The organism is Actinokineospora diospyrosa (assembly GCF_024171925.1).
Classification (GTDB): domain Bacteria; phylum Actinomycetota; class Actinomycetes; order Mycobacteriales; family Pseudonocardiaceae; genus Actinokineospora; species Actinokineospora diospyrosa.
Genome location: NZ_JAMTCO010000007.1, coordinates 290022 through 309555 on the forward strand (window position 1 = coordinate 290022; position 19534 = coordinate 309555).

Annotated in this window: 12 protein-coding genes and 1 tRNA gene; 9 read left to right on the forward strand and 4 right to left on the reverse strand. The window is 69.6% G+C overall.

Going from position 1 to position 19534, the window contains the following annotated elements; translation table 11 throughout:
* Positions 1-125: 125 nt before the first annotated feature.
* The 6 genes from LV75_RS15215 (at position 126) to LV75_RS15240 (ending at position 10597) form a co-directional block, all read left to right on the forward strand.
* The gene (locus LV75_RS15215; RefSeq protein WP_253887539.1) at positions 126-1670 is read left to right on the forward strand and encodes a M28 family metallopeptidase; all 1545 of its coding nucleotides are present in this window, start codon (positions 126-128) and stop codon (positions 1668-1670) included.
* Positions 1671-1907: 237 nt separating this feature from the next.
* Positions 1908-3482 (forward strand): M28 family metallopeptidase, encoded by a 1575-nt coding sequence (locus tag LV75_RS15220; protein WP_253887540.1) that lies wholly within the window; start codon positions 1908-1910, stop codon positions 3480-3482.
* A 135-nt stretch (positions 3483-3617) separates the two neighbouring features.
* Positions 3618-5870, forward strand: coding sequence for a tetratricopeptide repeat protein (locus LV75_RS15225; protein WP_253887541.1), 2253 nt, complete (start codon positions 3618-3620; stop codon positions 5868-5870).
* Positions 5871-6014: 144 nt separating this feature from the next.
* A complete protein-coding gene (locus tag LV75_RS15230; RefSeq protein ID WP_253887542.1) occupies positions 6015-7985 on the forward strand; it encodes an SdrD B-like domain-containing protein in 1971 nt (656 codons plus the stop codon).
* Positions 7986-8133: 148 nt separating this feature from the next.
* The gene (locus tag LV75_RS15235) at positions 8134-9786 is read left to right on the forward strand and encodes a hypothetical protein (RefSeq protein ID WP_253887543.1); all 1653 of its coding nucleotides are present in this window, start codon (positions 8134-8136) and stop codon (positions 9784-9786) included.
* 268 nt (positions 9787-10054) lie between these two features.
* A complete protein-coding gene (locus LV75_RS15240) occupies positions 10055-10597 on the forward strand; it encodes a snapalysin family zinc-dependent metalloprotease (protein WP_253887544.1) in 543 nt (180 codons plus the stop codon).
* 339 nt (positions 10598-10936) lie between these two features.
* Here LV75_RS15240 and LV75_RS15245 read toward each other — a convergent pair.
* Both LV75_RS15245 and LV75_RS15250 read right to left on the reverse strand, forming a co-directional pair.
* Positions 10937-11021, reverse strand: a tRNA-Ser gene (locus tag LV75_RS15245).
* 30 nt (positions 11022-11051) lie between these two features.
* On the reverse strand, positions 11052-11522 hold the full coding sequence (locus LV75_RS15250; RefSeq protein ID WP_253887545.1) for a MarR family winged helix-turn-helix transcriptional regulator: 471 nt from the start codon (positions 11520-11522) through the stop codon (positions 11052-11054).
* Between the two features lie 109 nt (positions 11523-11631).
* Between LV75_RS15250 and LV75_RS15255 the strand changes: the two genes are divergently transcribed.
* The 3 genes from LV75_RS15255 to LV75_RS15265 all read left to right on the forward strand — a co-directional run bounded on the left by LV75_RS15255 (position 11632) and on the right by LV75_RS15265 (position 17833).
* Positions 11632-13332 carry a bifunctional metallophosphatase/5'-nucleotidase gene (locus LV75_RS15255; RefSeq protein ID WP_253887546.1) on the forward strand — a complete coding sequence of 567 codons (1701 nt, stop codon included), beginning with the start codon at positions 11632-11634 and terminating at the stop codon, positions 13330-13332.
* 592 nt (positions 13333-13924) lie between these two features.
* Positions 13925-14830 (forward strand): KPN_02809 family neutral zinc metallopeptidase, encoded by a 906-nt coding sequence (gene ypfJ, locus LV75_RS15260; RefSeq protein WP_253887547.1) that lies wholly within the window; start codon positions 13925-13927, stop codon positions 14828-14830.
* Positions 14831-14974: 144 nt separating this feature from the next.
* A complete protein-coding gene (locus LV75_RS15265; RefSeq protein ID WP_253887548.1) occupies positions 14975-17833 on the forward strand; it encodes an SdrD B-like domain-containing protein in 2859 nt (952 codons plus the stop codon).
* 45 nt (positions 17834-17878) lie between these two features.
* Here LV75_RS15265 and LV75_RS15270 read toward each other — a convergent pair whose 3' ends face one another.
* Positions 17879-18034 (reverse strand): hypothetical protein, encoded by a 156-nt coding sequence (locus LV75_RS15270; protein WP_253887549.1) that lies wholly within the window; start codon positions 18032-18034, stop codon positions 17879-17881.
* A gap of 73 nt (positions 18035-18107) precedes the next feature.
* Positions 18108-19418, reverse strand: a complete 1311-nt coding sequence (locus LV75_RS15275) for an MFS transporter (RefSeq protein WP_253887550.1) — start codon at positions 19416-19418, stop codon at positions 18108-18110.
* Positions 19419-19534 lie beyond the last annotated feature (116 nt).

The following is a 19534-nucleotide window of genomic DNA, read 5'->3' on the forward strand; positions in this document are numbered from 1 at the left end:
TCACAGTCCAACATGAACTCTTGACCGGCGGCGATTTGCGAGTAAGAGTCACGCTCGCCGGATTGCGAGGGTCGGGGTCCCGTCATGAGCCGGCACTTTTCACCCCCACGAAGGGAAGTTTGCCCATGTCGTCCCCCAGGACATCGGTCCGCGCGGGTGCGCTCCTGCTCGCCGCGTGCGCCGGGCTCGCGTTCTCGGCGGTGCCCGCATCCGCTCAGCAACTGCCGGACGGTCCCGCACTGGCGAAGAACCTGGCCAAGAAGGTCACCGCCAGCGGCATCAACCGGCACCTGATCGCCCTGCAGCGCATCGCCGACAAGAACGGCGGCAACCGCGCCGCGGGTACGAAGGGCTACGACCAGAGCCTCGACTACGTCGCCGGGCTGCTGCGCACCGCGGGCTTCGAGGTCAGCACGCCCGCGTTCACCTACCCGGTGCAGATCACCGACGCCGCGTTCGCCAACGCCGGTGGCACCAAGGTCGACGCGTTCGCCATGCAGCTCTCCCCGCAGACCCCGGTCGGCGGTGTCACCGGCGCGCTGGTGGCCGTCCCGCAGGACGCCACCCCCGGTTGCGAGGCGACCGACTACACCGGTCTCGACGTGAAGGGCAAGGTCGCCCTCGTCCGCCGCGGCGCCTGCACCTTCAACCAGAAGCAGGCCAACGCCGCCGCCGCTGGCGCGGTCGCGATCCTGGTCGCCAACAACGCCGACGGCCCGCTGCAGGGCGTGACCGTCGGTGAGGGCGCGACCATCCCGACCGGTGGCATCAGCAAGGCCGACGGCGACACCCTGTTCGGCAAGAACGGCGTGTCCACCACGGTCGACCTGCGCTTCCACACCGAGGACAAGCCCTCCCGCAACCTGATCGCCGAGACCAAGACCGGCCGCAAGAACAACGTGGTCATGGTCGGCTCGCACCTCGACAGCGTCGACGAGGGCCCCGGCATCAACGACAACGGCACCGGCAGCGCCGCGCTGCTGGAGACCGCGCTGCAGCTGGGCGCCTCGCCCAAGGTCAGCAACGCGGTCCGCTTCGCCTGGTGGGGCGCTGAGGAGCTGGGCCTGGTCGGCTCGACCAAGTACGTCCAGTCGCTGAGCTTCGAGCAGCAGCTCGACATCGCGCTGTACCTGAACTTCGACATGATCGCCTCGCCGAACGCGGGCTACTTCGTCTACGACGGCGACAACTCCGACGGCGTCGGCGCGGGCGAGGGCCCGTACGGCTCCTCCCAGATCGAGGCCGCCCTGGCGGGCTTCCTGAACGAGACCGGCACCCCCACCGAGGGCACCGACTTCGACGGTCGCTCCGACTACGGTGAGTTCATCGCCAACGGCATCCCCGCAGGTGGCATCTTCACCGGCGCCGAGGGCGTCAAGACCGCAGCGCAGGCCGAGAAGTGGGGCGGCAACGCGGGCGTCGCGTACGACAAGTGCTACCACTCCAAGTGCGACAACCTGGGCAACCTGGACCGCGTCGCGCTCGACCGCAACGCCGACGCGATCGCTTGGGTGACCGCTTCGTACGCGATCAGCACCGAGGACATCAACGGCGTCCCGCCGAAGAACAACGTCCAGAAGGCCGCCAAGGCCGCCGCGCGCAAGGCCCTCATCTCGGGTCAGGCGAAGAAGGGCAAGGCCGCGAAGGCATCACACGCCCAGGTTCGGTAGAAATCGTTATCTGCCGTCATTACGGCATTGGGAGTAAGGGAAGGCCCCGTGGCGACCACGCCACGGGGCCTTTCCGTAGGAGTTGGCCCTTTGCGGGTCCCGAGCATGCCAAGTTGGCAATGGACGGCTCTTGACCAGCGGGCTTCGCCGGGCGAGGGTGGGCCCACGCCGGAACACGGACCGCTTCGGGGAGGTCACGGTTCGCGGTCGCACCTACCCGTGAACGAGGGGACCTGCATGCCCAAGAGTCAGTCGCTACGGGTCGGAGCCGCCATCGTCGCGGCAGCCGGCGCGTTGGCGTTCACCACCATCCCGTCCTCGGCGGCGCCCGTCGCGGCAGCCGAGCTCCCCGACGGCCCCGCACTGGCCAAGAACCTGGTCAAGAAGGTGACCGGCGCCGGGGTCAACCGGCACCTGATCGCCCTGCAGCGCATCGCCGACAAGAACGGCGGCAACCGCGCGGCCGGTACTCCCGGTCACCGGCAGTCGGCCGAGTACGTCGAGGCGCAGCTGGTGCAGGCGGGCTTCGACGTCACCCGGCACGAGTTCCCGTTCACCTTCACCCAGACGCTCGCCGAGAAGCTGGTGGTCGCCGGTCGGACCGTGCCGATCTCGATCATGACCTACAGCCTGTCGACGCCGACCGGTGGCATCACCGCGCCGCTGGCCGTCGTGCCGGTCGACGCGACCCCGGGCTGCGAGGTCAGCGACTTCGCCGGGGTGACCGGCAAGATCGCGCTGGTCCAGCGCGGCGCCTGCTCGTTCGCCGACAAGCAGCGCAACGCCGCCGAGGCGGGCGCGGTCGGCGCGATCATCTACAACAACGTCGACGGCGGCCTCGCGGGCACGCTGACCGACCCGGCGAACGCCAAGCTGCCCACCGGTGGCATCACCAAGGCCGACGGCGAGGCGCTGGCCGCCTCCTCGAACGGCGCCTCGGTGACCCTGGAGCTGCGGGCGCTGCGCGAGGACCGCACTAGCTACAACGTCATCGCGCAGACCAAGACCGGCCGCAAGAACAACGTCGTCGTCGCGGGCTCGCACCTCGACAGCGTTGTGGCGGGCCCCGGCATCAACGACAACGGCTCGGGCAGCGCGGCGCTGCTGGAGACCGCCATCCAGCTCGGCGGCTCCCCGAAGGTCAGCAACGCGGTCCGCTTCGCCTGGTGGAGCGCCGAGGAGCTCGGCCTGGTCGGCTCGAAGAAGTACGTGCAGTCGCTGACCTTCGAGCAGCAGCTCGACATCGCGCTGTACCTGAACTTCGACATGATCGCCTCGCCGAACACCGGCTACTTCGTCTACGACGGCGACAACTCCGACAACGTCGGCGCTGGTGAGGGCCCCTACGGCTCGGCGCAGATCGAGGCGGCGTTCCACTCGTTCCTCAACACCACGGGCACCCCGACCGAGGGCACCGACTTCAGCGGTCGCTCGGACTACGGCGAGTTCATCCTCAACGGCATCCCCGCGGGTGGCCTGTTCACCGGCGCCGAGGGTGTCAAGACCGCCGCGCAGGCCGAGAAGTGGGGCGGCGTCGCGGGTATCGCTTACGACAAGAACTACCACGGCAAGGGTGACAACCTCGGCAACATCGACCGCGTTGCCCTGGACCGGAACTCTGACGCTATCGCCTGGGTGACGGCCTCTTACGCCATCAGCACCGAGGACATCAACGGCGTTCCCCCGCGTGCCGCGCGTGCCCAGTCCCGCATTGCGGGCAAGGCCAGGATGCGCGCTCAGCTGGTGCACGAGGACGAGACCGCCGCCGCTCACGGCGCGGGCTGCATCCACGCGAACGAGCTGACCATCTGATAGATCGTGTTCTGTTAGACCGTGTTCAGCTAGTCGCGGTTTGACGAGGCCCCACCGGATTCGGTGGGGCCTCGTCCTTTGCCACCCGATTGTGGCCTTGCGGCGGTTCGGTCGCGGCGATCAGGCTTGCGGGTGATGAGGGGTGGTCGCGGTGCTTGGCGATGGGCTGCGGTGGTGCTGCTGGCCGCCGCAGGGGCGGCGACCGCGCCGCTCAAGCCGCTCGGGGTCGAGCAGTGGGCGTGGCTGGCCATCACCGCTGCGGTGGCTGCCGCCGTCGCCGCTGTCCCGGCGAAGTTGCTGACCGCGCAGCTGGAGCGCACGGACAAGCGCCGCGACGACCGTCGACAGGAGTTGGCGAGCGCCACGCTGCGCGCGGGCACGTCCAAGGTCCGCGATGTCACCGACCCGACGGTGCTGGGTGTCCACCGTGCTCTCACCCCGCACGGCGCGGCGCCGACTGATCCCGTACCGGTTTACGTGCCCCGCGACCGGCACGCCGCCGTTGCCGAGGCCATGAAGCCTGGCAGTTTTGTCTTGCTGGTGGGGGATTCCGGTGCTGGTAAGAGTCGCCTTGCCTATGAGGTCATGCGTGAGCAGTTGGCCGAGTACACCCTCTTCGCTCCAGAGCCGCGCGGTTTGTCCACCGCCATTGATGAGGCTGCCGACACTCGGCAGGCCGTCCTGTGGCTGGACGACCTTGAGCGCTTCCTCATCGGCGAAGGTCTTACGCCCACCTCGGTCGATCGCGTACTCGCGAACGGGGTTGTTGTAGCCACCCTGCGCCTGCAGGAACTCGACCGGCTTGAAGAGGACGCGGACAACGACCACGAGGGCATCCGCCGGGTTCTAGCCATCGCGACTCGGGTCCGGATCGACCGCGTGTTCACCGAGCCAGAACTGGGCCAGGCCCGCGACCGCGACAGGGACCCGAGGATCGCGGAGGCGCTGCTCCACGCGGATGTGCACGGTCTTGCCGAATACCTGGCCGCAGGACCGCAGTTGTTGGAGCGGTGGCACAACGGCCGCACCCGAGGTACCCACCCTCGCGGCGCCGCACTGGTGTCCGCGGCTGTTGAGCTAAGACGAGCCGGGTACCACGGCCCACTTCCGCGTGCGCTGCTCGAGAAGACCCACGAAGTCGCCCCTTCGGACCGCCCCGAGGACCTTGAGGCCGCCTGGACCTGGGCAACCCAACCTTGGCACGACAGCGTCGCTTTGCTTGAACCCATGCGCAACGATGCCGTCGCTGTCTTCGACTACCTGGTAGACCACACCCAGCGCACGACCTCGCCAGACAACCCACCCTCGGCTGAGCTGATCGTGGCCGCTCTCGATCACGCATCTTCGTCCGACAACGAGTCCATGGGACTCACTGCCTATAGGGGCGGGCGGTACGAGCTTGCATACACCGCCTATTCCCGCGCCGTAGCGATGCACACCGACGACCGCTCACCCGAAATGCTGTCCCTGCGCAGCGCGCTCGCGACCCTCGCGGAGGAAATGGGTCGCCTCGACGAGGCCGAGGCGGGTCACCGCGTGGTGGTCGCCCTGGCCACTGAGGTCTTGGGTGCCGAACACCCGGATACCTTGGCTGCTCGGCGTTGCCTAGGCCTCACCTGGTACGAACTCGGGCGGCTCGCCGAGGCCGAGGCGGAACTGAGCGCGGTGGCCCACATCGCGCGACGAGTTCACGGCCCGGACGACATCGCGACGGTCGAGGTGCGTGGCGACCTCGCAAGCATCGCGCACGACCAGGGGAAATTGCCCGAAGCCGAGGCTGAACTGCGTGCGCTGCTCGACATCTGCACCCGGGTCCACGGTCCCGAGCACGTCGACACGCTCGCCTGCCGCAACATGCTCGCCCTCGTGGTCTGCGACGCCGGGCGCGTCGCGGCGGCCGAAGCCATGCACCGCGAGGTCCTGCGCCTGCGCACCAAGACCCTCGGCGCCGAGCACCCGCACGCCCTGACCAGTCGCAACAACCTGGCCATCACACTCGCCAGGTTGGGTAGGCACACCGAGGCCGAGGTGGAGCACCGCGCGGAGCTGGAGATCTGCGCCAGGGTGCTCGGACCGGAGCACCCGCACACCCTGGCCAGTCGCAACAACCTCGCGACGGCCCTCGGCGAGCAGGGCCGCTTCCCCGAAGCCGAGGCCGAACACCGCGCCGTGCTGGAGATCTGCACCCGGGTGCTCGGTGCCGAACACCCGCACACGCTGATCTGCCGCGCCAACCACGCCGACGTCCTGGTCAAGCTGGGCAGCCTGGCCGAAGCCGAGGCCGAACACCGCGCCATCCTCGATCTCCGGATCAAGGTCTTCGGTCACGAGCACCCCGACACGGAGCAATCCCGCGCCAAGATCGCGAGTATTCGCGGCATTCGGTGAATGTTTCGCATGCGCACCCGCGGTAATTGATCCAATACAGTCGGCTGGGTTTCCCGTACGCGGTGTGTTTGGCATCTCTTTGGATTAGACCATGGTATCGGTTACTTTATTGCCGCACTTGTCTGCTTACCTGGGGATCTAACGATGACCTTTTCCGCGCGTCGTGCTGCGCGAAAGTCGCTGGCTGTGCTGGCGGCCCTCGCGCTCACCGCGACCACGTCCGCCACGGCTTACGCCGAGGAACCAGCCGCTCCGGCCGCCACCGGGACGCAGGTGGGCGAGCAGTCGCCCAGCGCCCCCGCGCCCGTCGACCCGGCTCCCGCCCCGAAGCCCGCCGATCCCGCGCCCGCTGATCCCGCGCCCGCCGAGCCCGCCGCCCAGCAGCCCGCTGAGCCGAAGCCCGCCGCCCCGAAGCCCGATGCGCCGAAGGCCGCCGAGCCGGAGATCGCCCTGCCGCAGCAAGCGAAGCAGCCGGAACAGGCGAAGGCCGCGCAGCCGGAAGCCGTGGTGCCGCAGCCCGCGCCGGAGTCCATTGTGGCCGCGCAGCCCGCGAACCCGCCCGCGCCCGCGGCCGCCGGTGTCGCCGCGCTGAGCATCTCGGCGTTGCCCCCCGCCGCCCCGTTCCTGGTCGGCCAGCAGATCCCGATCCACGTTGTCATCGCCAACTCCGGCGACGCCGACGCGGTCGGGGTGCGGGCCTACGAGTTCACCCAGGCGGGCTCCAGCTTCTTCGTCAGCTCCGAGCAGTGGGGCGACCTGTCCATGTTCAGCCCGCAGGGCGCCACCGTGCCCGCCGGGGGCGAGCTCGAGGTCGACGTCCTCGGCGAGGTCCAGGTGTGGCACGGCTCCGCGCCGCATGTCGTGTTCACCGTGAACGCGACCAACGCCCCGTCCGCGGTCACCGCGATCAGCCTCGCCGTGGTGGACCCGAGCACCAACACCGACACCGCCGCGGGCTTGATCTACGGCGACCGCAACGGCAACGGTTCGCCGGACGCCGGTGAGGGGATCAAGGGCGTCAAGGCCAGCATCTGGACCGGCGCCGTGAGCATGAAGACCGAGACCGACGCGAACGGCCGGTTCCAGTTCACCGGCTTGCCGCTGGCCCATTACCGGGTGACCTTCTGGGACGCGCCGGACGGCTGGGTCGTCCCCTACAGCGCGATGGCCATTGTGGACGGTTACGGAACCGGCGCGAACCTGGTGCTGCGCGGCGTTCGCCCGCTCACCGACCAGCTGTCGGCGACCATGAAGTTCACCAAGTCCGTCTACAACGTCGGTGACAGCGCCAACTTGCTGGTGACGCTGACCAACAGCGGCACGACGGACCTCACCGGGATCCAGGCGTACTGCGACCGCAGTGGCGGCGAAGGCCCGCAGCTGGCCGATGTCGACCTGGGTGACCTCGACTGGTCGGGCCCCGGCGTGACCGTCCCCGCGGGCCAGACCAGGACCGCCACGATCAGCGGTGTCATCTCCACCGAGGCCGCCGCCTACGGCGCGGTGGTCTACGACTGCGACTTCGGGGCCGTTGAGGACCCATCGGGGCACCCGCGCGCCGTCGCCGTCGCCAAGGTCCCCGGAGCACCGGCCGACCTCAGCATCCAGCTCTACCACGACCGCGACGAGGACTGGGACGTCGACCCGGGCGAGCAGCTCGCGGGCGTGACCATCGGCCTGGTCGACGCGGTCAGCGGCGACCTCGTCGCCAAGCGCCGCGCGGACGCGCAGGGCAAGGTCACCTTCCGGAACCTGCCCGCAGGCCCGTACCGGGTAAAGGCTTACGGGCCTTGGAAGTCCCGCTTCGGCGACGACGGTTCGCTGATCTACGCGGGTTCTTGCCCGAACTGCGCCTCCGAGCTCGCTTTCCAGCTCGTGCCCGGCCCGGAGGTCCCCGGCGCTGAAGTCGACCCGGTCACCACCGCGCCGACGACTCCCGTCACGGTTCCTACGGTCACCGTGTCGAACCCCGTGTCGAACCCGGTGCCGCAGGCCCGACCCAGCACCGACCTGGCCGACACCGGTGCCAGTGTGGTCGGCTTGACCGCACTCGGTGCGCTCGCCCTGCTGATCGGATTCGGCGCGACCTTCGCCGCCCGCAGGCGAACCGCCTGATCTGATCCGTCCCGGCAGCGGGCGGTCTCTGCAATCGCAGAGGCCGCCCGTTGTTGAGTTCCTGGGCGAAATTGCCGGACATTGTTGCGCTCCGGGATTTTTGGCTATGTTGCGGGAGCACTGACTCACTTGCTCTGGGGGATAGACCATGCACGTTTCCGCTCGCCGTGCCGCGCGAAGACTCCTCGTCGCCGCGGCGCTCACCGCCACCCTCGCGGGCACGGCCCACGCCCAGGAACCCGAGGCGGCCGCCGCACCGAGCCTGGCGATCACGGCCACCACCACCGGGGGGCCGTTCCTGGTCGGCGCCAAGGTCCCGATCAAGCTGACCATCACCAACTCCGGCGACGCCGACGCGGTCGGGGTGCGCGCGGGCCAGTACCCGGTGTCCGGCACGACGCTGGTGATCTCGGACCAGGAGTGGGGCCCGCTCTCGCTCGGCCACTCCAGCGGTCCCGCGCCGACCGTGCCCGCGGGGGGCTCGTACTCCGCCACGGTCAACGCCGTGGTCGGCGTGTGGACCGGCGCCCCGGTCGCCCGGTTCTACACCTCGTTGACCGGCGTCGACCCGGCCACCACCGACTTGGCGTTGCCCGTGGTGGACCCGGCGTCCGGGACCGACACCGTCGGCGGGGTCCTCTTCGGCGACGTCGACCGCGACGGCACGCCGGACCCGGGTGAGGGGCTCGCGGGCGTCGACCTGGTGCTCAACACCCTCTCCGGGGCCACCACCGCGAAGACCGACGCGTCTGGCCGGTTCACCTTCGCCGACCTGCCGCTGCGGGTCTACTCGTTACGCCTCGACGAGGTACCCGGCGGCTGGTTCTTCCACCCGAGGACCCTCGAGATCGTGGCCGACGGGACCGGTCGGGACGCGAACCTGAAGGTGCGCGGCATCCGCCCGATGAGCGAGCAGCTGAGCACGACCATGAAGTTCACCAAGTACGTCTACAACGTCGGTGACCCGGCCGAGGTCGCGGTGACCATCACCAACAAGAGCGCCGCCACCCTCACCGGCGTCAAGGCGTTCTGCACGCACCGCCCGGGCGAGGCCGAGCCGGAGGCGGGCTTGGGCAACGTCGACATGGGCGCCCTGGCCCCCACCGCGTCCGGTGTGGAGATCCCGGCGGGCCAGGCCCGCACCTTCACCATCACCGGCACGGTCCCACCCAGCGCCCTCGAGGCGCGCACCGTTGTCCACGTCTGCACCATCGGCCTCGCCGACGACCCCGCGGCGGGCAACGAGTTGGTCACCGCGGACGCCAGGGTGCCCGCGACCCCGGACGACCTCAGCCTCGCGTTCTTCAACGACCCCGACCTGAGCCCGCTCCCCAGCGAGAAGCTCCCCGACCTCGCCGTCGGCCTGGTCGACGTGGCGTCCGGCAAGCTCGTCGCCAAGGGGCGCACGGACGCCGACGGTGAGGTCACCTTCGAGGAGCTCCCCGCCGCCCCGTACCAGATCCGCGTCTACGGCCCGTGGAAACTCGTCCGCGAAGGCGGGACCTATTACCCGGGCAGCTGCCGCTACACCTGCGCGGGCGAGGCGTACCCGATCTCCGTGGAGCCCGGCCCGAACCGCCCGGAGGAGGACATCGAGGTGGTCCAACCCCCGAACACGACCCCTGCTGTCACCCCCGCCGGAAACACCCCTGCGGCTCCCGCGCCCCAGGCGAGCCCCACGCCCAACCTGGCCCACACCGGCGCCAACGTGCTGGGCCTGGCCGCCCTGGGTGGCCTGACCGTGCTGCTGGGCTTGGCCACCACGCTGGTCACCCGCCGCAAGCGGACCGCCCGAGCTTGATTTCGCCGCCGATGGCCCGCGTGCGTGCGGCGGGCCATCGGCATGCGGCTGCACACAAATCACCCAATAGGAACCAGAAGGGATTTTTCCACCGCCTTCGTGATGAATGGTAATCGTTCATCCGCGTTGTGATTGACGGCATTTGCGCTGGTTGGGGCGCCGTGAATCCGTTATAGGCGACGCCTATGCTTTATTGGCATGTACCGTTCGGGAAACAGGATCGTCACTGTGAACCTTGTCAATCGTCCCACTGACAAGGAGTTCCCCGATGTCGATCAAATCCCTGTTCGTCGGCGCGATCGGCGTGGCCGTGCTCGCCATGCCGGTTGTCGCCAGCACCGCCTCCGCTGAGGCGACCACTTCCGCCGTCGCCGCCGCCAAGACGGTGTGCGTCAGCACCTCTGGCGCGCCGCAGTTCCGGCAGTACATCATCGCCGGGCTCGCCAAGTGGAACGAGACCGTGCGCAACGTGCAGCTGAAGGAGTGCTCGGGCGCCACCCTGCGCTACGTCGAGGGCAGCTACGGCCAGCAGGGCTCGCACGCGGTCACCAACGGCCACGGCCAGGGCACCATCTACATCGACTACCAGCAGATGGCCAAGTACGACAAGGTCCGCATCACCGCGCACGAGACCGGCCACGCCCTAGGCCTCAAGGACCACTACCAGGGCCCCTGCTCCGAACTGATGTCCGGCGGCGGCGCGGGCACCTCCTGCCACAACGCCACCCCCAACTCCCAAGAACGCCAGTCCGTCGAACGCCTCTGGGCCAACGGCTTCACCGCCCCCGAGGTCTGGTCCATCCAGCAGTAATCCCCCCCCGCCTCGGGCCCGGGTGGCCCCCAGCCACCCGGCCCGGGCTTATTCCGCGCCCGTCAGGGCGCAAATCCACATTGATGGGGCGCCAGCCCCATTAGTCCCACACTCAACGCGACGGCCCGATAGGACCAAGCGAGCCCCGCTGGTTCGGCCACCAACCGCACGTAGGCGACAACCCATTGGTTACGCACTCAATGTGAGGGCCGATAGGCCCGAGCGAGCCACGCTGGGTCGAGAGTGGCCGCACCGTGGGGGTGTGGGGGGCTCGGCCCCCACGACAATGGAAGGGTGACCCGGTCCACGCTCTCCGTGGACACGGGTACCCGGAACCCGCGGAGGCGGAGGGATTTGAACCCCCGGAAGGTTGCCCTTCTTCCGCTTTCAAGGCGGATGCATTCGGCCGCTCTGCCACGCCTCCAGTCCGACCCAGCCTAGTCGCATCACCCGGCTAGGTGAGGTCCAGGTGCTCGATGACCCGCTCGAACAGGCCCGCCATCACCCGCTGTTCCTCCGGGGTCATCAGGTCGACCAGGTGTTCGCGCACGCCCTGCACGTGCACCGGTGCCGCCTGCCGCAGGGTGTCCAGGCCCTTGGGGGTCAGCTCGGCGATCACCCCGCGCGCGTCCTCCGCGCAGCCGACCCTGCGGACCAGGCCCGCTTTCTCCAGGCGGGAGATCTGGTGCGAGAGCCTGCTCTTGGACGAGGCGAGCTGGCCAGCCAGTTGGCTCATCCGCATCTGGCCGCCCTCGCGTTCGGACAGCCGGACCAGTACCTCGTAGTCCGGCAGGGCGATGCCGTGGTTGTCCTGCAACTCGCGGTTGAGCTGCTGGCGCAGCAGTTCGCTGCCGATGACGTATGCCCGCCACGCGCGCATCTCGTCCGGTTCTAGCCACCGGGGTTCGGCTCGCACTGATGTCACGCATCCAGGTTACGGCGTTCACCTCAAGACCCTGGTCCTAGCCATCTGATCACGGCAGACTCCAGCACCCTGTGCCGGGTCGGGTGCCCGGCGCCTGGACGGAGGACTGATGATCGTCACGAAGCGGATCGCGGCCGTCGTGGTCGCGGTCGGGTTGGCGGTGACCGGGCTCGCCGGTACCGCGTCGGCGGCGCCCGCCGCCACCACTGACCTGCGCCTGATCGCGTTCAACGACTTCCACGGCAACCTGCAGCCGCCTGCCGGGTCCTCCGGTCGGGTGACCCTGCCCAACGGGACCACCGTCGACGCGGGTGGCGCCGCCTACCTGGCCGCGCACGTCACCCGGTTGCGCGGGCAGGCCCCGAACTCCCTGGTGCTCGCCGCGGGCGACAACATCGGCGCGTCCCCGCTGACCTCGGCGCTGTTCCACGACGAGCCGACCGTCGAGTTCATGAACAAGATCGGCACCGACGCCAGCGTGATCGGCAACCACGAGTGGGACGAGGGCTACGCGGAGTTGCTGCGGGTCCAGTTCGGTGGCTGCCACCCGACCGACGGCTGCCAGTTCCACCAGCCCTACCGCGGCGCGAAGTTCCCGTTCCTCGGCGCGAACATCACCTTCGACAACGGCCTGCCCGCGGTGCTGCCGGTGACCGTCAAGTTCGTCGACGGCATCCCGGTCGGCATCATCGGCGTCACCCTCGAGGACCTGCCCTCGGTGGTCACCCCCGAGGTCGTCAAGGGCTTCAAGTTCGGCGACGAGGTCCAGGCGCTCAACCGCACCTCCCGGCTGCTCGACCTCGCGGGCATCCGCACCCAGGTCGCGCTCGTGCACCAGGGCGACAGCACCGAGGGCGGCGGCCCGGACGACTGCCGCACCCTGCCCGGCCCGGCGCGCCAGATCGCCACGGCCGCCTCGCCCTCGATCGACGCGTTCTTCACCGGCCACAGCCACCAGCAGTACAACTGCGTGGTCACCGACCCCGCTGGCAAGCCGCGGCCGCTGATCCAGGGCGCCTCCTTCGGCCGCCTGCTCTCGGTGATCGACCTCAAGATCGACCGCAAGACCCGCGACGTCGTGCGCACCGCGACCGTCGCGCACAACGAGGTCGTCACCCGCACCATCGCCCCGGACGCCGGTGTGCAGGCGCTCGTCGACGAGGCCGTCACCAAGGCGGGCCCGATCGCCAACCGCCAGGTCGGCACCATCACCGCCGACCTGGTCCGCGCCGCGGCCCCCTCGGGTGAGTCCCCGCTGGGCGACGTCATCGCCGACGCGCAGCTCGCCGCGACGCAGAGCAACCAGGCGCAGATCGCCATCACCAACCCCGGCGGCATCCGCACCGACCTGACCTACGCGAGCTCCCCGGCTGGCGAGGGCAACGGCGTGGTCACCTACGGCGAGGCGTTCGCGGTCCAGCCGTTCGGCAACATCATGCAGACCATCACGCTGACCGGCGCGCAGCTCAAGACCGTGCTCGAGCAGCAGTGGCAGCCCCAGCCCAACGGCACCACCATCACCCGCTTCCTGCAGGTGTCGGCGTCGCTGAAGTACAGCTGGTCGCAGTCGGGCACCCAGGGCAACCGGGTCTCCGGCATCACCGTCAACGGCCAGCCGGTCGACCCGGCCGGGTCGTACCGGGTGTCGGTGAACAACTTCCTCGCCGCGGGCGGGGACGGGTTCACCGAGCTCGCCAAGGGCACCAACCTCGCCGGTGGGCCGGTCGACCTGGACGCGTTCGCCGCGTACCTGACCGCGCACCCGAACCTGGCGCCGCCCGCGTCGGACCGGGTCACCGTCACCCCGTAAGCAGCACACCCCGCGGCGGCCGTCCCACACCGGGGCGGCCGCCGTCGTGTCCGCACCCGACTGTCCAGTCCGGACGCGTTACCGAAGTTCACCGGTTCGAGAGCCCCGTGCCGGGTTGTCCAACTGGGACGGTAGGCGCACCATGGAGGGGACGGCCGGCCCGGGCCAGACCGCAAGAGCCGAACCAATCGGTCACCGCGCCCGCCGGGAAGGGGTAGGTGGTGCCGTGGCGAAGCAGTCAAAACCCGTAATGGTCTGCCGCCTGCCGCTACCCCGCGGCTAAGCCGAAAGCATCGACTTGGCCGTGGATGAGGGCGGCGAGCTCGACGGATACCTTCGAGTGCGCGGTACGCGACACGTACCGGTCATGCACCTCGACGCTGTTGATCCCCGCATCGAGCGCGTCTCCTGACCCGCTCGGCTGGGCTCCACGCCAACCGCCGGAGCGGCAGGTCATTACGACGTGACGGACCCTGGGTGCGACCGCCTACGCCAGGCGGTCGCACCCAGGCGCGTGTCCTGCGGCCGAGTGCGCGGCCGACCACTATCCTGGGCGCCACGGAGCACGGTGGCGCGGACACGGGGAGTGGTCGTGGAGTTCGACGACGGCGTTGCGCTGGACACCTCCCAGGTGAGCGACGCCAGGGGTGGCGGCATCGGCAGCCGGGTGGCCATCGGCGGCGGTGGGCTCGGCATCGTGGGCTTCATCGTGTACTTCGTGCTCTCCCAGCTCGGCGGTGTCCCGGCGGGCGCCCCGCTGAACACCGAGAGCGTCGGCAGCGGGCAGGCGGTGTCCAACACCGACCTCGCCCAGGAGTGCCGCACCGGCAAGGACGCCAACACCAAGCCCGACTGCGCCAGGGTCGCGCTGATCAACTCGATCCAGGGCTACTGGTCCGACCAGTTCGCCCGCTCCGGCCGCACCTACCAGCAGGCCACCACCACCTTCTTCAGCGGTGGCGTCAACACCGGCTGCGGCAGCGCGACCTCCGACGTCGGCCCGTTCTACTGCCCCGCGGACGGCAAGGTCTACGTCGACCTCACCTTCTTCCGCGAGCTGCAGACCCGCTTCGGCGCCCAGGGCGGCACGTTCGCCGAGGCCTACGTGCTCGCCCACGAGTACGGCCACCACGTGCAGAACCTGCTCGGCACCTCCGACAAGGTCCGCCCGGGCACCGGCCCCACCTCCGACGGCGTCCGGCTCGAACTGCAGGCCGACTGCTACGCCGGTGTGTGGGCCAACCACGCGACCACCACGGCCAGTTCCAGCGGCAAGCCGCTGATCCGCTCGATCAGCCAGGACGACGTCGACCGCGCCCTCGACGTCGCCGCCCGCATCGGCGATGACTTCATCCAGAAGAACCTCGGCGGCGGCAAGGTCGACGAGAGCCAGTTCTCGCACGGTTCCTCCGCGCAGCGCGAGCAGTGGTTCCTCGCGGGCATCAACTCCGGGAACCCCGCCGAGTGCGACACGTTCAGCGCGCGCAACCTGGGGTAGGCCAAAACTTCCCGGAATGGCAATAGCGTCGTCAACCGGACATCTGCCTAGAATGCGCGCAATAGCAGTCTTCACCGCGTGGCGTGGGTTTCAAGCAATCCATCGGGGCGTCGCGGCTTCCACTCTGGGGAGAGTTGAACACCAGTGCGCCGTTCCCGCGCGCGCCAGGCGGTTTCCCGCCTCGGCGCGCTCGCCGTCACCCTGGCCGTGAGCGGGGTGCTCGCCGTTCCCGCCGCAGCGCAGGAGCCTGCCGAGTCGACCACCCCGGTGACCGGGCCGGTTCAGACCACTCCGGACAGTCCTGCCGGGCCGGTCAAGGCCCCGGATCTCCCGTACGCCGAACCGGTTTCCGCAACAGCGCCACCTGAACCGCGGGTCGCCGCGGTGCAGCCGGACATCGCTGTTTCCCTGTCGTTCGACAAAGCGACTTATACGCCCTCGGATGTCATCGCCGTCATCCTCTACGTGACCAACAACAGCGCGGTGTACGCCAACGGTATTCGACTCGTCCCCTCGGGCACGGTCACGCCGACCGTGGTGGGTGGCACGTTTTCGACCCCGTGGGGCGATGGCCTGGAAGCGGGGGAAATCAGGTCTTTCAAGATGAGCGCGCGCATCAACGACGTCACCGGGGGCGAGGTGCGCCTGACGTTCACCGCGGTCGTGCCGGGGGGTGACGCCAACCCGACCGACAACGCGGCCACCGCGACTGCGGCCGTCCAAGTCGCTGCGACAGGCAAGTTCGGCGGTACCGCCTTCGTCGACTTCAACATCAACGGCAAGTACGACCCGGGCGAGGTGGCCGTCGCCGTCAAGGTCGCCCTCAAGTCGGCCAACGGGTCCACTTCGGACCGGACGAGCGATGTCAACGGCCGCTTCGACTTCGGCGACCTGCCCGCGGGCCCCTACACCGCCACCTACACGGCCCTGGACCCGAAGTTCGACGTCCGCGGCGCGTCGGGCTCGGTCTCCGAACGCCTGTACATCTCCGGTGACGCGTACGCCGACCTCGCGCTGATCTCGTGGTCCCACGACTACTCCGCCGTGCGCGCAGAGGTCATCTTCGACAAGCCGAGCTACCGGGTGGGCGACCGGGTCACGCTGACCTTGGCCTTGAGCAGCACCTTCCTGGGCGATCTGACCGGCGTGACGGTGAAGTGCGACCCGCAGGGCCTCGGCGAGGGCGCCGCCTGGGGTGATCTGCGCGACGGCGGACCGGGAGTGACGTTGCCGGGGTTCGGCAATGCTGCCTTCACGATCGACGAGGTCGTGCCCGCTGGTGCGGCGGACCTCGGCTACGTCAGCGTCGACTGCACCGTCAACTCGACGTACCAGCCGGGTCTCACGCAGGTCACCGCGCGGGCGCGGGTCGACGGCCGCCTCGGTTCCGGCTCGGGCAGGCTGCGCTTGGTCGAGGATGGCGTCGAGAGCGCGCCGTCCGGGGTGACCGCGTGGTTGCGCGACCCCGCCACCGGCCGGATCGTCGGCACCGCGACCTCCACCAGCGACGGCGACATCGACTTCACCGGCGTGCCGGTCGGCACCTACACCCTGCTGCTCGACCAGATGTTGCGGGTGGACACCCCGCTCGAGGCGCCGCTGCGGTTCCCGATCACGGCGAGCCCGATCGGCCGGGTGCAGGTACCGGTTGTGGTCGACCCGCCGCACGGGAGCCGGTTCGCCGACCTCCTGGTGACCGCGCGGCTGGACCGGACCGCCTACCTGAGCAGCGACGTGGTGCGGGTGACGTTGACGGTCCGCAACATCGGCGACGTCGCGGCCGACGGCGTCAGGTTCGCGGTGGGCGGCCTGGGCGGCATGTTCCCGCGGATCCTCGACTACGGCGGTCTTCCGCTGTCGGACCGGCCGCAGAAGATCTCGGTGGCTGCCGGGGAGACCCGCGAGTTCGTGCTGACCGGCTTCGCGAGCCCCGCCTCGGCGCAGCTCCTCGTCGCGGGTGCGGCCGTCACCGGCGAGCCCGAGGTCGACACGTCCAACAACGGTTTCCAGGTCAGTGCCCCCGTCACCAGGGAGCGGGGTGACCTCGCGGGCGCTGTCTTCTTCGACCACGACGGTGATGGCGCCGTCGACCCGGGGGAGGGCATCTCGGGCGTGCGCGTGGCCATCGCGTCGCGCGCGACCGGTGAGCGCCTGATCAGGGCGACCGACTCGGATGGTCGTTTCTCCGTCGCCGACATCGACGCGACGGGGTACGAGCTGTCCTACGACCGCACGTCCGACAAGTACGAGATCCCCGGCGGGGCAGGCCGGGCAACCGACCACGTCGTGGTGACCAAGGCTGGACTCGACCTGCCCGTGCGCGCGGTTCTGCTGCCGGACAAGACATTGCGAGCAACGGTCACCTTCGACCGCGACCACTACCGCCCCGGTGACACCGCGCAGATCACCTTCGGTTTCCTCAGCACGAGCGACTACCCGATCGCCGGTATCGGTGTGCGCACCGCGCCGGGCAAGGGCGACTTCGCGGCTGGGCCGGACTGGGCGCAGATCGGCCCCGGCCAGCCGGGTGTGTCGCTTGAGCCGCGTTCGGAGAAGGTCGTCACCGTGCCGGTGCGCGTTCCCGCTAATGCCAAGGACAGCGTGCGCATCGAGGCCTCCGTGGTGGCCAACGCGATGGCCGGGCCGGTGGCGATCAGCGCGACCGCCGCCGTGGAGCCCGACCCGCCGGTCAGCACGACAACACCGGTCAGCACGACAACACCGGTTAGCACGACCACGGCGGCCACGGCGGCCACTTCGACCTCGCCGACCACGTCCGTCGTCTCGACCTCGCCCGCGGTCCCGACCACGACTTCCCCGGCGCCGCCGGTTGTCCCGACCACAGTGGTTCCGCCACAGCCCCAAGGCGGGCGCACCCCGAGCGGCACCGGAGGTCTCGCTGATACCGGGGCGGGTGTGATCGGCCTGCTCTGGACCGCATTGGGGGCCTTGGTCCTGGGTGCTGGGACGGTGGTCGTCTTCCGCAGGCGCCGGACTTCCTGATTCGGCAGCGTGGATGGGGCGACGCCTGGGGGTGTCGCCCCATCTTCAGCTGAACATCACGAACACCGACAGCATGGCGAGCGACCCGAGCACGAAGCCGGTCACCGCCAGCCTGCCGAACAGCTCCGCTTTGCCGAGCAGCCACAGCGCGCCCAGGCACGCCATCAACACACCCAGGGCGATCATCGCGAGGTCGGACATGGCCTTACCCCTGTACGCAACACGGTGTGGCCGGACGCCGGTCGACGCCCGGCCTTTGTCCCCTATGGACGTTCTATTCGGACAGCTCCTGGTCCCGGGTCTCGGGCAACCAGAACAGCGAGACGAAGGCGATGCCGTACGCGACAGCGCCGAAGGCCATCGCGCCACCGATGCCGTAGGTGAGTGCGATGAAGCCGATCGCGGTGGGGAAGAAGGCGCCGACCGCGCGGCCGAAGTTGTAGGTGAACCCGGGACCCGCGCCGCGGGCCCGGCTGGGGTAGAGCTCGGCCAGGTACGCGCCGAAGCCGGAGAAGATCGCTGACGAGCAGAAGCCGAGCGGGAAGCCCAGGTACATCACGTACCCGCCGACCGAGCTGGGCAGCTGCGTGTAGGCGAGCAGCAGGACCGCGCTGAGCACGGCGAACAGCCGGAAGGCGGTCTTGCGGCCGAACCGGTCGGCGACCTGGCCGCCGGTGAGGTAACCGAGGAAGGCGCCGCTGATGAGGAACACCAGGTAGCCGCCGGTGCCGATCACGGTGAGGCCGCGGTTCTTGGCCAGGAACGTGGGCAGCCAGGTGGCCAGCGTGTAGTAGCCGCCCTGGCAGCCGGTGGCCAGCAATGAAGCGAAGACGGTGCGCTTGAGCAGGTCCCTTCGGAAGATCGCCTTGAGCGAGCCGCGGGCCTTCTCCGGGGTGAAGACCGGGGCGTCCTGCAGGCCGCGCCGCAGGTAGATGACCAGCAGGGCGGGCAGGGCGCCGGTGAAGAAGAGGATCCGCCAGCCGGTGCTCGGGTCGGTCAGGCTGAACACCAGCGTGGACACCAGCGCGGCCAGGCCCCAGCCGACCGCCCAGGAGCTCTGCACCAGCGCCGCCGCTCGGCCGCGGTGGGTGGCGTTGACGTACTCGGCGACCAGGATCGCGCCGGTCGCCCACTCACCGCCGAAGCCGAGGCCCTGCATGGCGCGCAGGGCCAGGAGGGTCTCGTAGTTGGGCGCGAGGCCGCACAGGGCGGTGAACACCGCGTAGGTGATGACCGTGATCATCAGCGTCCGGACCCGGCCCAGCCGGTCAGCCAGCACCCCGGCCGCGACGCCGCCGACCGCTGAGAACACCAGGGTCGTGGTGGAGAGCAGGCCGGTCTGGCCGGTGTTGAGGCCGAAGGTCGCCGCGATGGCGGTGAGGCCGAGCGGGAGGACCCAGAAGTCGTAGGAGTCGAGCCCGTAGCCGAGGAAGGCCCCGACCACGGCTTTGCGGCCGCGCTGGGGCAGGTCCCGCCACCAGCGCCCCCGCCTGGTGGCCGCCTGCCCCGTCTTGCCTGCCTGCTCTGCCGTACCTGCCGTACCTGCCGTACCTGCTGTGTCTGCCGTGCCTGTCGTGTCTGCCATCACTCACCCCGCTCGGTCGCTCACCTACCGTGGCGTCCCAGTGTGGCGATTGTTCAACAATATGACAATACTTCAATTGGACGATCCTACATGTGAACTGTATGATTGTTGAACGA